This is a genomic window from Shinella sp. 20P9.1.1 (assembly GCF_057798995.1).
The window spans coordinates 64378-77235 of record NZ_JBYOLC010000017.1; the positions used below are offsets into that span (position 1 = coordinate 64378).

Below are 12858 nucleotides of genomic sequence, written 5' to 3' on the forward strand. Positions count from 1 at the left end.
AACATTAGCCTAGATAGCAAGCGCGATCGCGCGGGGAGCTAACCAGCCTTGTGGACCTTTGTTCCCCCGCGGATGCGGCAAGGCAAGCCATCCGCTATGCGGACGAAACGGATGCCTTGCCGAGCTTGACGGAAGGCTCGCGCGACCAAAGGCGCAGCTTGCCGAGTTCCGCGACGAAGGCTGAGAGGCCGTTTTCGCCGGGCAGTTCGATCACGCCTTCATCGAGCCTGTCGGCGATCCCGGCCACCTGCAGGAGGGGCAGAGCATCGGCGACGTGGCCAATGAACTTGCAGTGCTGGAAAGCATCGGCAACGAAGTCCCGCGCCGTCGCTTCTTTAAGAAGATCGTCCATCGCCGCCTTGACCGGCAGGAGCGCGACCGCGTCGAAAAGCACGGAAGGACCACCGTCGATCATGAACTGCGCCGGCACCCATGAACCGTCGGACGCCGTCACGCCGCCGACTTTTGGTGCGATCAGGGCGACCTCTGCTTTCTCCGCCCCGATGGCGTCCTGCAGGCAGGTCAGTAGGTCGATATCGACGCCGTCCGTGATTAGGATGCCAAGCTTGCGTCCCTCGAAGCGTTTGGGTCCTCGTTCCACGATGCTGAGTGCAGGCGAGGCCTCCAGATCCTGCCGTGTCGGCATTGCGGCATCGGCGGGTTTCGGCATGGACTGAAAACCGAGTTTCTCGGCGACGGTGTTGGCGAGGGTCTCGTCGATATTCATCAGATGCGAGACGACGCGCTCACGGATCACGGGTGTTTCGACCTTGCTGAGCTCAAAGGTCAGCGCGGCCGCGATGTGTCGCTGCTCGGCCGGCGTCTGGCTGATGTAGAACTGACGCGCCTGGCTGTAGTGGTCGGCAAAGCTTTCGGGACGCAGCCTGACCTTCTCGCCCTGCTCTTCCGCGGGGAAATGCGGAAAGCCGGCGACCGGCGATTCACGCGGTCCTTCGCCCCAGGAATTGGGTTGATAATTGGCGCGACCGACGGGATTGCGCATGGCCATATGCCCGTCCTGCTGGAAATGATGGAAGGGACATTTGGGCGCGTTGATCGGGATATGCGTAAAGTTCGGGCTGCCAAGCCGCTTGAGCTGGGTGTCGAGGTAGGAGAAGTTGCGGCCCTGCAACAACGGATCGTTGGAAAAATCGATGCCGGGCGGCACATTCTGGGTCATGAAGGCGACCTGCTCCGTCTCGGCAAAAAAGTTCGCCGGCATGCGATCGAGAACCAGCCTGCCGACCGGCTTTGCCGGAAGCACCTCCTCGGGGATGATCTTGGTGGGATCGAGGATATCGAAGTCGAAACTGTCGGCAAAATCCTGATCGAAAAGCTGGAGACAGAGTTCCCATTCGGGGAAGTTACCGGCCTGAATCGCGTTCCAAAGGTCGCGGCGATGATAGTCTGGATCGGCGCCGTTGATCTTCACGGCCTCGTTCCAGGCGACGGATTGCAGGCCGAGCTTGGGTTTCCAGTGGAATTTGACGAAGGTGGATTCACCCTTCGCGTTGACCAGGCGGAAGGTGTGCACGCCGAACCCTTCCATGAAGCGGAAGGAACGGGGAATGGCGCGGTCCGACATGACCCACATGATCATGTGCATGCTTTCGGGCGTCAGGCTGATGAAGTCCCAAAAATTATCATGTGCGCTCTGGGCCTGCGGGAAGGCGCGGTCCGGCTCCTGCTTCACCGCATGCACCATGTCCGGGAACTTGATGGCATCCTGGATGAAGAAGACGGGGATGTTGTTGCCGACGAGGTCCCAGTTGCCCTCCTGCGTGTAGAGCTTCACGGCGAAGCCGCGCACGTCGCGGGCCAGGTCGAACGAGCCCTTGTTGCCGGCGACGGTGGAGAAGCGAACAAAGGCGGGTGTCTTCTCGCCGGGGCGCTGGAAGAGGTCGGCGCGCGTATAGGCGGCAAGCGATTCATAGGTCTCGAAGAAGCCGTGCGCTCCGTAGCCGCGCGCATGGACGACGCGCTCGGGAATGCGCTCGTGGTCGAAATGGAAAATCTTCTCGCGGAAATGAAAGTCATCGACCAGCAGCGGCCCGCGTGCGCCGACGCGCAATGAGTTCTGGTCGTCGGCGACTGGGCCGCCTTGTGCGGTGGTCAGGATCGGCGTTTCGCCCTCCGCGACTTGGTGCAGCTCGCCGCCATTGCCACGCACCAGCTTCTGGTCGTGGATTTGCGCGGCCGTTGCCGCGGATTTTGAGGATTTCGCCGATGCTGCTTTCGGTGATGTGTTCTTGGCCATGGTGCGCTCCCTGTTTGCGACTGGCCAACAACACATGCGGCGAAAGGTTCCGTACGGCGGCATTTTCGTGCTCCCGACGACGCGATCTGTCCGCAAACGTACAGGAACTTCGTTTCTCCTCTCCGGTTTTGACCATCCTAATAGGAGGTCGCCATGCAACTCATCGAAACGAATGTTCACAGCGGCGAAGGCACGACGACGGTCGAGTTCGTCGGAGAGCGTGGGGAGAAGGTATCGGTCTGTATGGCTGCGCATGGCATGCCGGAAGATGCCGCGATCACGCGTGCCAAGGAAATCATGGTCCAGCTCACAGCTTTCGATATCGATCCTGCGCAGCAGGGCGTTATCGACGACGAGACCATAAACGAGGAAGCTGCCGAGACCACTGGCTTCACGTCCGAAGCGCGGAGCTGACCCATGGGGTCTCCCGTTATGATGATTACCGGGCCGCAACGAAAATACCGTTTCGGAACGCGAGAGACCGGATGGAAAGCGAGATGTCATCCCCGCCTGATCTACCCTCCTCTTCGTGCGGCCTTCGGGGATTTCACTGACGAGGCTCGGTCATAATGGTGTTGGCGTGGAACTTCATTGCGCCATCCCGGTTCGCGTGCCGGCGCTCCGCTAATGACTTGCGCCATGCAGGAGCGTGCGATCGATAACGGGTGCAGCCTCTAAATTGCCAACCGATCCCGCGGGTCAAGAAGATGCTCCGCGTGACGCCGGATCAGAACCCATCCTGAAGCAACTCGGGCCGGGCTTGATCACGGGGGCCGCGGACGACGATCCTTCCGGGATCGCCACCTATTCGCAGGCCGGCGCGCAGTTCGGTTTCAATCTGCTCTGGTTGATGCTGCCGACCTACCCGCTAATGTCGGCCATCCAGATGATCAGCGGGCGGATCGGCCGGGTGACAGGCTGTGGGCTGGCCGCCAACCTGCGCACCATCTGGCCACGCTCAATGGTGCTTCTCCTGGTCGGCCTGCTGTTCGTCGCCAACACGATCAATATCGGCGCCAACCTTTCGGCCATGGGTGCCTCGGCTAAAGTTGCGACAGGGCTGCCGAGCATGCCGACAACAATCGCCTTCGCGGTCGTGTCGCTCGTCTTGCAGATGTTCGTACCCTACCATCGCTACGCCGCTTATCTGAAATGGCTGACCATGGTGCTGCTTTCCTACGCTGTCCTCTTCGTTGTGGAAATCGACTGGCTCGAGGCGGGCAAGGGCTTTGTCATGCCCTCGCTTGAGCTGGATGGCGAAACGTTTACGGTGATCGTCGCCATCCTCGGCACGACGATCAGTCCCTACCTGTTTTTCTGGCAGACCAGCCAGGAGGTGGAGGAGATAGAGGGAAAGGATGAGGCGCAGCCGCTAAGGCAGGCGCCGCGCCAAGCAAAGCGCGAACTGAAGCGTATCCGCATGGATACCTTTGCCGGCATGGCGATCTCCAACCTCGTCGCCATTGCCATCATCATGAGCACGGCGGCGACCCTCCATGCGAGCGGAAAGACACATATCGGGACCGCAGCCGATGTGGCCGAGGCCCTGAAGCCCGTCGCTGGAAATTTCGCCTTCGCTCTGTTCAGCATCGGGGTCATCGGAACCGGTATGCTTTCGATCCCGGTGCTCGCGGGCTCGGCCGCCTATGCAGCGTCGGAATGCTGTGGGTGGGCCTGCAGCCTCGAAAGCCGGCCGAAGGAGGCGATAGGTTTCTACAGCGTTATCGCAATCGCTACCATGCTCGGACTTGTGATCGAGTTCCTTCGCATTGACCCCATCCGCGCGCTCTTCTGGAATGCCGTTATCAACGGCTTCGTCGCTGTCCCCATTATGATCGGCATGATGATGGTCGTCAGCCGCCATGCACGCATGAAACAATTCACGGCACGCCCGACGCTAGTTTTCGCCGGCTGGTCGGCCACCACTGTGATGGCGGCAGCAGCCGCTGCGATGATAATCTATCGGTGATGCTGTCAGAACGGTGCGATTTCGCGACGGATGAATCGAGCGGGCCGATCGCGGTCACGACCTGTCTTCTTCATATTGTTCGGCGCCATCGATAGGCCGAAGCCAGGGTTCACGGCGCTTGATCCACAGTTCGTAACTGGGGGTGAGGGGTGACGGCGCATCGGACACAATACCGAGCTTGACCTCTGCTTCATGTGTATCGAGGGAGAAGACACGCCCGCCGCAGTGCGGGCAAAAGGACCGCCCGGAAAAGCTGGCGGTTTCTCCTGTATGCTCGAACTGTTCAGCAGGCCAGACACCGAAAAACGTGAAGGCTGAGCCACTCTCCTGCCGACAATCGGTGCAATGGCAGATGCCGACTCGGTCGGGAGCGCCCCGTACTGTGATCCTTACCTGTCCGCAAAGACATGATCCGGTGAGGAGCGTCACGTCGGTCGCCTTTTCGTGTGGTGGTCATCTGCGCCGCGCGGGAGCTTTGTCTCGGAAGCTTCCGGGTGGGTGCCGTCCGATACGCTGCCGGGATGCGGGTCGGAAACCGCCTCACCGCCTGTTCGGGCGGCCTGCTCAAGGTTTCGGTATTCAACTCCCGGATTTTCCCTCTTGTTCATGGCCACCTCCATTCACGATCGATCGGGTTGGCGGTCATCGAAGCCGACGTCCCAATCCTTCTGGCGCTTCTTGCCAGGGGGATCGCGGTGCGCAGTGGCATCCTCAGAACCAGTGACAACCGTCGGCTTCGCGCTTGCGACGCCGTCTGCCGACCGGTCGGCCTGCGAGGGGGCGAACTGGCCGGCGGCGTCGCGCTGCGGGTCTGTCGACCCTTTTGCGGATTTATCGGAGTTCATTGGAATTTCCTCCATGACCGAGCGCGCAATGGTGCGGGCTAGTCGTCCAGGTCTTCGGCCATTTTCAGGTGGTGTTCGAGGGCCGGAAGCGTCTTTGCGGCCCATGCCTTCAGGTCGGCGTCGTCACCTTCGGAAGCGTAGCGCTTGAAGACATCGACGGCGTCCTCATGGGCGTCTTCCTGATCGTCCTGATAGGCATCGTCGAACTCCTTGCCCGAGAGATCCTTGAGCTCGTCGAACGATTTCTTCTGCGCGTCGGACATGCCCGTAGCCGCAGGCGCCTTCACCTTGCCGCCGTCGATCAGTTCCTTCAGTTCGCTCGTCGTCTTCTCGTGAGCGTCGATCATCTGCTGGGCGAAGGCTTTCGTCGCCGCGTTACCCTTCTGCAGCGCGAGCTTGCTGGACTCGATCTCAAATATGTCGCTCATCGAGACCTCCTTCACGAAATCCTCCGTCTTGGGAGGAATGTTCAAGGCGGAGTTGACGCCTATGGTCTCGGCCGTCGATTGGGCAAAGGCGGTGGACGAAATCAGCAACAGGGCAAAAGTGGCGGGTAGAGTTTTCATTGCAGGTCTCCTTTGTTGTTTGAACCTCGCAGCCCGCCGCTTGTTCCGAGCGCCTCGAGAGAAGAAGCCTAGTCACTGTTGCTCTTTATCGCGTCTGCCGTTGCTCCGAGCGTGTCGGCGACGAAGGCGCCACGTGCGCCCATGGGAAGCGGTGGACCTGTCGTGGTGTCCCGCGCCGTCTGATGTTCGAGTTCCGCATTCAGCTCCGCCCCCACAATCAGAATGCCGACCGAAAGCCAAATCCAGATGAGAAGACCCATCAGGGCACCAAACGAACCATAGGCAGCGTTATAGTCGGCGAAATTGCTGAGATAGAAGGAGAAGCCGACGGACATGGCGATCCACGCGACCACCGTCAGCGCTGCGCCCCATGTCAGCAACCGTAGACGCGCCGGCGAGCGGCTTGGCCCATATCGGTAGATACAGGTCACGGCGGCAAAAGCGAGTCCCAGCATGATCGGCCAGCGTAGGATCAGGAGAAGCCGCTCGTCGGCGCCGTCCAGCCTGAGATATGCCAGGATGGCCGGCAAGACAGCAACAACGCCGATCAAAGCGCTGAGCCCCAATACCCCGCCGATGGTGAACACCAGCCCGATCAGGGTCCGCTTGACGAAACCGCGCTTTTCTTCCTCGTCATAGGCGACGTTCATCGCGTCGAAGATCGCGAGAACGCCGTTTCGTGTACTCCAAAGTGCGATGATCAGGCCAACGAAGAAGGTCAATCCGAGGGTTCGGTCCCGACTGGCGGCAAGACTGGCGATCTGATCGGCGACGATCTCGAAGGAACCAGGCGGAAGAAGCGAGGCCAAGGCGTTCAGGTGATCTGCCATGGTCGATGGATCGGCGACAAGGCCATAGAGCGACACCAAAGCCGCCAGGGCGGGAAAGATGGCGAGTAGCAGATAGAAGGTTGCACCGGCTGAGATAAGCATCACCCGGTCGGTCGAGACCTCATGGAACACCCGCCAGAAGACATCGCGAAGACCTCGGGCCGGGATTGATTCCGGAACCTCGGCTTCGCGGCCATGCGCATCGATTTCATGCTTATCAGGAACCAGTCCGGACGCCCGCCATGTCGGCGCAGCCACCCAGAGCGCCGCGCCGGCAAGTGCCATCAATGCAACTATCGATGTCAGCCGAGTCGAGCTGGCGCGATGACCTTTCGGCATCTCACTGACGGCCGGGGCGGACTGTCATCGATAGTCTCTCCTTCTGGCGCCATACCCGGCGCCGAGAATAAAAGACAGTGCGGTAGCGAGGCCGACTGTCACCAGAGGTCGTTCGCGCATTATCTGTTCGACACGGCGTTCGATCGCGCTGGCTTTGGCGCGTGCGGTGCCACTGACGTCGAAGGTAGTAGCACGGAAGCGGTCACGGAGGTTCTCCAGGTCGCGTCGTATCTCGTGAAGCACGGCAGCATGATCATCTGTCGATGCCGAGGGATCGTTGGACGGGTGGAGCCCCAGACGTTCAGTTTCGTGGGGCTCGGCCGCCGCCGCTATTGAACCGGTTGCAGTAGCGGTGTGCGTCACGGAAACCGGGTCGGATGCGGGAAAGGTATCCTCCAGTCCCTTGTCGAGCCTGGTCTTGCGTTTTGCCGTCTGTTCCGCCCGCTCGTTCAGCAACGATATCACGGCGGGTGAAACGGATTCATTGTCCATGCGTGCCTCCATAAATTCGAGTGGTGAGATCAGCTTGAGAACGGTCTGCTTTCGATAGACGAGAGTTTTGAAACCGGCGGCGCGCTGCTTTGCAAATCGGGGAACGCCCATGACTGCCAGGCGGCGGTGCTGGTTGTCACGAAACTGGCCCATGCGAGGGCGGGGAGGAAGGCGAGGCTCAAGCCGATATCAGCCAGTTCGTTCCAAGCCTGCAGCCCGCTTTGTGAGACGGCTTCCTGCGCATCGGATGTGGTGTCGGGGGAGGGGTAGGCTATCACACCGCGGGGGATGGGCTCACCGATTGGGTTTATGGTCATCGTCTGGTCTCCATGTCATGATCGCAACGGAAACAAGGTCTTGGATCGGAAGTTCCCTACCGGGCGAATTTTGCGGGCAACGATCGCTGGCGCAGAGGGTTATTGCGCTTGCTCCTTGCGTCTGGGCGACGCTGTCCCGTCAGCGGATGCCATTTGGATCAGACGTGTCGATAGAGCGGTCCGCGATGTTGTAGATTGGTCCTGCACTATCTATCTGTCGTCGGGTATTTCAGAGGTCACGACATTGGCGAAACGCGCAGGAAGCGCCGATCTTCCCCTGCATGGGGGGAGAGTTCCGAGATGGCTCGGGGATCGTATGACGCGGCTTGGTGCGGTCATCACCGAGGCGATCGTTCATCACTATGGGCGTGATGACTATCTGCGCCGGCTGGCCAATCCGTTCTGGTTCCAGTCCTTCGGCGCCGTCGTGGGAATGGACTGGCATTCCTCGGGGGTGACACACCAGCGTTCTCGGCGCGTTGAAGCGCGGCCTGGTTCCGCTCTCCGGTGAGCTGGGCCTTCATGTCTGCGGCGGGCGCGGCGCCCAGTCGCGCAAGACGCCGGGCGAACTGATGAGCATCGTTGATCGCGTCGGCCTTGACGGCGTGAGACTTTCCACGACAAGCCGATTGGTCGCAAAGGTCGATAGTGCCGCGGTGCAGGACGGGTTCGACCTCTATTTGCACGGATTTGTGGTTGCCGACGACGGGAAATGGGTTGTCGTGCAGCAGGGCATGAACGGCGACAGACGTAAGGCTCGGCGGTATAACTGGCTGTCCGAAGGGCTCAACGCTTTTCTCGATTCACCGCATGCCGCGATCGAGGGGAGGGACCAGGGGGAAATCGTCAATCTTGCCGACACGCGCGCCAAACCCTCGCGGGAGGGGCAACTCGATCTTCTTGCAACGCTCGGGCCGGACCGTATCGTCCGCGAGCTGGCGTTGATCGAAAAAGCACCGGCAATCAACGTGAAGAAAGCCGACGCGCAACTCACCTTGCCGCATCTTGTTATGCCGGCGCATCACGATGTCCGCGAGAGCGACATCAACATGCGGCGTCTGCATGGCAATCTCGCTGCGGCAGCGGAGCGCGGACCGGCCGACTTCGAGGGTCTGCTCCTCACGCCGGGCGTGGGCGCACGCACCGTTCAGGCTCTGGCACTGGTGGCCGAGGTTGTGCACGGAGCACCCTGTCGCTTTTCTGATCCCGCCCGGTTTTCGCTCGCCCATGGTGGTAAGGACAGACACCCGTTTCCAGTGCCATTGAAAGTGTATGACGAGACGATCGGCGTGATGAAATCCGCGGTCCGCAAGGCGAGGTTGGGGTTGGAAGAGGAATTGGAGGCGCTGAAGCGGCTTGACGAGCAAAGCCGTCAACTCGAACGCTATGTGACGGGGCCGGATCTGAAGAAGATCGTCGCCGGGGAGTTTCGCCGTTCGGCCGCCATCGACGGACGCAGCGTGTTCGGGTGGGAACGTGATCTCGGGAAGTCGAATTCAGACGATTAGGCTTTTGTGAGCGCGATGTTGTCCATGCGACGAGGGATATTTGGGTCTGTCAGCATTTTTCCTGCCTGCAGTCTGGGAGAAAGAATGCAGTCAATGCTTCCGCCAGGTCCTCCGGCGCTTCTTCGGCTACATGGTGTCCACAATCGATGCCGTGGCCCGTTACCTGCAATTCCGCCCAAGGTTGCCACACGGCAAGGACATCGCCGTAGATTTTTGACAAGTCGTCTCGTAGCGACCAAATGACGTGCAACGGGCAGGCCAACTTCCGCCCTGCGGTCCGATCTTCGCGGTCATGAACATGGTCGATGAACAGACCAGCGCGATAGTCCCCGAGCATGCCCTTGACGGTGTCAGGGTTATTGATTGCTGCCATGAAGTCCGCGAAATTTTCCGGTCCGAGCTTATCCTTTGAGCCACCGTACCATGCGGCAGGGTCCGCCATGATCGCCTGCTCGGGCTTGTCGGGTTGTCCGAAAAAGAACCAGTGCCACCAGCGCGACGCAAACTCTGCGTCGCAGCGCTCGAGCGCCTCCAGGATCGGCACGCCGTCAAGGATAGCTAGCTTTGCTATGCTGTCTGGGTGATCCATTGCGGCCCGAAACGCCGTGTAGCTGCCCCGGTCGTGGCCAGCTAGGTTGAACGTCGGAAAGCCGAGGTGATCCATGAGCGCGATACAGTCGCGCGCCTTGGCGCGTTTCGAGGATGCGATAAAGTCATGCGCATCGCTTGGTTTGCTCGATTGGCCGAAGCCGCGGAGATCAGGACAGATGACTGTGAAGTGACGTGCGAGGAGCGGCGCGACCCGATACCAGGTCGTGTGGGTACGTGGATGGCCATGCAAGAGGAGAAGAGGTGGGCCGGAACCTCCGTATCGAACGCGCAGCGTTGCTTCCGGCAAGGCAATCATCTCAAGCGTGAAAGTTTCAAACATGTGCGAGCGACTCGTTGGACAAGATATGAAGGTGCGATTGAAACCCCTGCGCTAGCTCTGTGGGCAGGCTTCGGTTCTTCATGACTATTTCGACTTCGCCAGGTCCATTCACAATGATGGTGATCGCAGGGGCTCCTAACGCAGCAATCCGTCCCGGCGGAATGCCTCCCACCCGGTGAGGTTTGAGTTTGCATCGCCGGCTTCCGCCTTGCCTCTTTTGCTTTCTTCAAGGAACGGGTCAGCTTTGCCTCGAAGGCGGCGCGACGCCTATTTTCAAGCCTGGTTGCCGCGTCATTCTCGCGCCATTCATCGACGGCGCCCCGGTCGAGCAACTCCTCAACAATTCTGGGGTCAAAGACATGAAATGTAATCTGCCGTGCGCGACCTCGCAATTTGACGGTGCGTGTACCGGCGCTCGGCAAGCGGCCGTCGTCCAGCCAGCGGCGCCGTTCGCTCGTGGAAATCGCCAAAATGTCCTCGATCTCGCGTGGAATAACGGGCAAGCTCTCGATTGCTTCTAGGGCATGTGAAATCGCCACCGCCGCCGAACCGAAGTCGTCTTCAGATCCTTCGGGCATTGCAAGTATCAAGCTGCCACCGGTGAGATTGAGCGATTTTCTCCAGGCGAAGGGGAGGCGAGCGCGAAGCTCCAGAAGGATACCCGTTGCACGAACCGATGAGCCCAGAGTGGCGGCCGATGAAAGCGCCCAGGTTTTTGCGAATGTCGCAGCGGTGGTTACCTTTTTAGCCATCGAGGTAATAGATGGCTTTTGGTACGCAATCTTCAACGAATGCGTTCGTTTCCATGGGCAGCCGCCGCATAGTCGTCCGAACGTACATGGTCGCCGCTGAGACAAAAACTCGGGTCTGGAAGCGCGAGTTCTGTCAATTACGGGCACGCCGGAAACCCAATGACAGTTTCCGCGTTCTCTTCGAACCACCCTCGACCTTGGTGGACGTCCCGTTTTGCGCAGGTGAAAGGCCCAATATGAAGACTCAGAACAATCCCCCGACAGATGAGCTTCACGCGATCATTGATGAAAAGCTGACGGCTCTCGTGCTGGAGATGGAGGAGGCCGGCTGGAGCGCTGAGGACATCGCATTTGCGATCGAAGACGACTTGCGGCGCAAGTGGCTCGATCAGGCGGAGGCATTGCGAAGGGCGCGCGGGGCGGTCCCCGACGATTTCATTTCAGATGGAAACGAAGGTTAGCCAGCCCCAACAAGGAGAGATTCCATGACGGCCAGATTCCAGGTTATTGCACTTAGTTCCATCGACCCTGACGGAACCGATACCCGCGACGAGCCGAAATTGCTTTATCCGGATGCTCTCAAAGCCGCTCAGGAATTGAAGAGCCAAGGAAAGGCGTTCCGCGTAATCGCCGACGGCGAGGAGGCGTCGGATTATTTTGAAGCGTTCCGCGATCTCGGTGCGATTGTCGACTAGACGCCTTGAGGAGCGAGCCGCGGGTACGGAGGAATGGGAAATGGTTCAAATGAAGAAATCCTTCGATCTTTCGAGGAAGGTCGCAGTCGTGACCGGTGCTGCCCGCGGCATCGGTCGCGCGGCCGCAACGGCGCTCGCTACCGCCGGCGCCGATATAGTCGGTATCGATATTGCCGGACCTGTTAGCACTCACCGGGACCGCGAATGCGATCCGTGCCTTTGGTCCGGCGATGGTCCGGCGCGGTGGTGGCCGCATGATCCTGACGTCATCGACGCAGGGACAGCACGGCACTAAGAGTGGCGCGGCCTATTCGGCATCGAAATGGGGTGTTATCGGATTTATGAAATCGGCCGCAATGGACCTTGGCGAGCACGGCATCACCGTCAACGCGCTGATCCCAGGCCTAATCGACACCGCGCTGACCCGCCATGAAGATCGCTATGCGCAGGCGATCGACGCCGCCGGCGGCAAGCCGACGGGAAACGAGCGGAAGGACGAACACACCGCGCTGGAGAGTTTGGCGAAAAAGTCGCCGCTCGGCGTTCCCATGATCCAGCCGGAAGACGTTGCGCCGATGGTGGTCTTCCTCGCCTCGGACGAAGCGCGCATGGCATCGGGTGCGACCTATTCGATCACGGCAGGCGACAGCGCAAACGCGCAAGGTTGACGGCGTCTCCGGTCCTTTCGCTATTGGCTCGGCAAGAATTTGAGGATCTCCGACAGGGGAGCGGAACTAAACGACGTCCGCGAAGTTTATGCAACGCCTTCAATGCCCTGACAACAAGGACATCACTATGAAGAAACTACTGCTCGCCGCCGCTTTCGTCGGCGCATCGACCTTTGCTGCTCTTGCGCAGACTTCGACCACGCCTTCGACGGATGGCGACACGCCGGCGGTCGCCACCCCGGACAGCAAGAACGCCACCGCGCCGGTCGAAGGAGCGAACAGCTTCACCGAGGACCAGGCGAAGGAGCGCATCGTCGAGGCAGGTTATGCCGACGTCACGGGCTTGAAGCTCGACGACAAGGGCATCTGGCGTGGCACGGCCACTAAGGACGGCAAGTCCGTCACCGTCGCACTCGACTACCAAGGCAACATCGTCACCGAGTGACATCGCAATTCGAGGATATCTCACATGACCAAGACCGTAACCGGACTCTATGACGATTATTCTGATGCGCGCGCCGCTGTCAGCGCGCTCGAAGCACGGGGCGTTCCTTCCGACGATATCAGCATCGTCTCGAACAATGCCGACGACCGCTATTCCAAGGACACCAACGCTGCCGAAGGCGCTGGTACCGGTGCTGGGATTGGCGCCGCCGTCGGCGGTGTCGGCGGCCTCCTGACGGGCCTCG

General features: G+C 60.2%; 17 protein-coding genes and 2 pseudogenes. 9 read left to right on the top strand and 10 right to left on the bottom strand.

Going from position 1 to position 12858, the window contains the following annotated elements:
- Positions 1 to 94: 94 nt before the first annotated feature.
- Positions 95 to 2257 (bottom strand): catalase, encoded by a 2163-nt coding sequence (gene katE / locus AC27VQ_RS23225; protein WP_488718168.1) that lies wholly within the window; start codon positions 2255 to 2257, stop codon positions 95 to 97.
- A 153-nt stretch (positions 2258 to 2410) separates the two neighbouring features.
- On the opposite strand from katE, the gene AC27VQ_RS23230 reads away from it, so the two are divergent.
- Together AC27VQ_RS23230 and AC27VQ_RS23235 are read left to right on the top strand one after the other, a co-directional pair.
- A complete protein-coding gene (locus AC27VQ_RS23230; RefSeq protein WP_488718169.1) occupies positions 2411 to 2671 on the top strand; it encodes a hypothetical protein in 261 nt (86 codons plus the stop codon).
- Positions 2672 to 2936: 265 nt separating this feature from the next.
- A complete protein-coding gene (locus tag AC27VQ_RS23235; RefSeq protein WP_488718170.1) occupies positions 2937 to 4226 on the top strand; it encodes an Nramp family divalent metal transporter in 1290 nt (429 codons plus the stop codon).
- A gap of 54 nt (positions 4227 to 4280) precedes the next feature.
- Here the strand turns inward: AC27VQ_RS23235 and AC27VQ_RS23240 are convergent, their stop codons facing one another.
- From AC27VQ_RS23240 to AC27VQ_RS23270, 7 genes are all read right to left on the bottom strand, one after another.
- Complete coding sequence (locus tag AC27VQ_RS23240; RefSeq protein ID WP_488718171.1) at positions 4281 to 4655, bottom strand: GFA family protein; 375 nt, start codon at positions 4653 to 4655, stop codon at positions 4281 to 4283.
- A complete protein-coding gene (locus tag AC27VQ_RS23245; RefSeq protein WP_488718172.1) occupies positions 4652 to 4834 on the bottom strand; it encodes a hypothetical protein in 183 nt (60 codons plus the stop codon). The genes AC27VQ_RS23240 and AC27VQ_RS23245 overlap by 4 nt, the downstream gene beginning before the upstream one ends.
- Positions 4835 to 4846: 12 nt before the next feature.
- On the bottom strand, positions 4847 to 5071 hold the full coding sequence (locus AC27VQ_RS23250) for a hypothetical protein (RefSeq protein ID WP_306035938.1): 225 nt from the start codon (positions 5069 to 5071) through the stop codon (positions 4847 to 4849).
- 38 nt (positions 5072 to 5109) lie between these two features.
- The gene (locus AC27VQ_RS23255) at positions 5110 to 5637 is read right to left on the bottom strand and encodes a DUF4142 domain-containing protein (protein WP_488718173.1); all 528 of its coding nucleotides are present in this window, start codon (positions 5635 to 5637) and stop codon (positions 5110 to 5112) included.
- Between the two features lie 68 nt (positions 5638 to 5705).
- Entirely contained in the window at positions 5706 to 6752 is a 1047-nt protein-coding gene (locus AC27VQ_RS23260) for a YihY/virulence factor BrkB family protein (RefSeq protein WP_488718174.1), read from the bottom strand.
- A 78-nt stretch (positions 6753 to 6830) separates the two neighbouring features.
- On the bottom strand, positions 6831 to 7298 hold the full coding sequence (locus tag AC27VQ_RS23265; protein WP_488718175.1) for a hypothetical protein: 468 nt from the start codon (positions 7296 to 7298) through the stop codon (positions 6831 to 6833).
- A 29-nt stretch (positions 7299 to 7327) separates the two neighbouring features.
- The gene (locus AC27VQ_RS23270; RefSeq protein WP_488718176.1) at positions 7328 to 7615 is read right to left on the bottom strand and encodes a hypothetical protein; all 288 of its coding nucleotides are present in this window, start codon (positions 7613 to 7615) and stop codon (positions 7328 to 7330) included.
- A gap of 244 nt (positions 7616 to 7859) precedes the next feature.
- Here AC27VQ_RS23270 and AC27VQ_RS23275 point away from each other — a divergent pair.
- Positions 7860 to 9123 (top strand): annotated as a pseudogene (locus tag AC27VQ_RS23275) (DUF763 domain-containing protein).
- A 49-nt stretch (positions 9124 to 9172) separates the two neighbouring features.
- Here the strand turns inward: AC27VQ_RS23275 and AC27VQ_RS23280 are convergent.
- Both AC27VQ_RS23280 and AC27VQ_RS23285 read right to left on the bottom strand, forming a co-directional pair.
- On the bottom strand, positions 9173 to 10054 hold the full coding sequence (locus tag AC27VQ_RS23280; RefSeq protein ID WP_488718177.1) for an alpha/beta fold hydrolase: 882 nt from the start codon (positions 10052 to 10054) through the stop codon (positions 9173 to 9175).
- Positions 10055 to 10189: 135 nt separating this feature from the next.
- A pseudogene (locus AC27VQ_RS23285) lies at positions 10190 to 10806 on the bottom strand (hypothetical protein).
- Between the two features lie 236 nt (positions 10807 to 11042).
- On the opposite strand from AC27VQ_RS23285, the gene AC27VQ_RS23290 reads away from it, so the two are divergent.
- The 6 genes from AC27VQ_RS23290 to AC27VQ_RS23315 form a co-directional block, all read left to right on the top strand.
- The gene (locus AC27VQ_RS23290; RefSeq protein ID WP_488718178.1) at positions 11043 to 11267 is read left to right on the top strand and encodes a hypothetical protein; all 225 of its coding nucleotides are present in this window, start codon (positions 11043 to 11045) and stop codon (positions 11265 to 11267) included.
- 24 nt (positions 11268 to 11291) lie between these two features.
- Positions 11292 to 11501: a hypothetical protein gene (locus AC27VQ_RS23295; protein ID WP_488718179.1), complete on the top strand. Its 210-nt coding sequence runs from the start codon at positions 11292 to 11294 to the stop codon at positions 11499 to 11501.
- A gap of 49 nt (positions 11502 to 11550) precedes the next feature.
- Positions 11551 to 11796: an SDR family NAD(P)-dependent oxidoreductase gene (locus tag AC27VQ_RS23300; RefSeq protein WP_488718180.1), complete on the top strand. Its 246-nt coding sequence runs from the start codon at positions 11551 to 11553 to the stop codon at positions 11794 to 11796.
- The gene (locus tag AC27VQ_RS23305; protein ID WP_488718187.1) at positions 11681 to 12169 is read left to right on the top strand and encodes an SDR family NAD(P)-dependent oxidoreductase; all 489 of its coding nucleotides are present in this window, start codon (positions 11681 to 11683) and stop codon (positions 12167 to 12169) included. Before AC27VQ_RS23300 ends, AC27VQ_RS23305 begins: the two co-directional genes overlap by 116 nt.
- A 127-nt stretch (positions 12170 to 12296) precedes the next feature.
- Positions 12297 to 12614, top strand: a complete 318-nt coding sequence (locus AC27VQ_RS23310; protein WP_488718181.1) for a PepSY domain-containing protein — start codon at positions 12297 to 12299, stop codon at positions 12612 to 12614.
- Between the two features lie 24 nt (positions 12615 to 12638).
- A partial coding sequence (locus tag AC27VQ_RS23315; RefSeq protein ID WP_488718182.1) for a general stress protein occupies positions 12639 to 12858 on the top strand: 220 nt, incomplete at its 3' end.

What these genes read in the sequence shown, in the direction of transcription:
- AC27VQ_RS23310 (WP_488718181.1), top strand. Translation starts at nt 12,297, where the DNA reads ATGAAGAAACTACTGCTCGCCGCCGCTTTCGTCGGCGCATCGACCTTT.
- AC27VQ_RS23245 (WP_488718172.1), bottom strand. Translation starts at nt 4,834, where the DNA reads ATGAACAAGAGGGAAAATCCGGGAGTTGAATACCGAAACCTTGAGCAG.
- AC27VQ_RS23230 (WP_488718169.1), top strand. Translation starts at nt 2,411, where the DNA reads ATGCAACTCATCGAAACGAATGTTCACAGCGGCGAAGGCACGACGACG.
- AC27VQ_RS23300 (WP_488718180.1), top strand. Translation starts at nt 11,551, where the DNA reads ATGAAGAAATCCTTCGATCTTTCGAGGAAGGTCGCAGTCGTGACCGGT.
- AC27VQ_RS23280 (WP_488718177.1), bottom strand. Translation starts at nt 10,054, where the DNA reads ATGTTTGAAACTTTCACGCTTGAGATGATTGCCTTGCCGGAAGCAACG.
- AC27VQ_RS23270 (WP_488718176.1), bottom strand. Translation starts at nt 7,615, where the DNA reads ATGACCATAAACCCAATCGGTGAGCCCATCCCCCGCGGTGTGATAGCC.
- AC27VQ_RS23260 (WP_488718174.1), bottom strand. Translation starts at nt 6,752, where the DNA reads ATGGCACTTGCCGGCGCGGCGCTCTGGGTGGCTGCGCCGACATGGCGG.
- AC27VQ_RS23295 (WP_488718179.1), top strand. Translation starts at nt 11,292, where the DNA reads ATGACGGCCAGATTCCAGGTTATTGCACTTAGTTCCATCGACCCTGAC.
- AC27VQ_RS23255 (WP_488718173.1), bottom strand. Translation starts at nt 5,637, where the DNA reads ATGAAAACTCTACCCGCCACTTTTGCCCTGTTGCTGATTTCGTCCACC.
- AC27VQ_RS23250 (WP_306035938.1), bottom strand. Translation starts at nt 5,071, where the DNA reads ATGAACTCCGATAAATCCGCAAAAGGGTCGACAGACCCGCAGCGCGAC.
- AC27VQ_RS23265 (WP_488718175.1), bottom strand. Translation starts at nt 7,298, where the DNA reads ATGGACAATGAATCCGTTTCACCCGCCGTGATATCGTTGCTGAACGAG.
- AC27VQ_RS23290 (WP_488718178.1), top strand. Translation starts at nt 11,043, where the DNA reads ATGAAGACTCAGAACAATCCCCCGACAGATGAGCTTCACGCGATCATT.
- katE (WP_488718168.1), bottom strand. Translation starts at nt 2,257, where the DNA reads ATGGCCAAGAACACATCACCGAAAGCAGCATCGGCGAAATCCTCAAAA.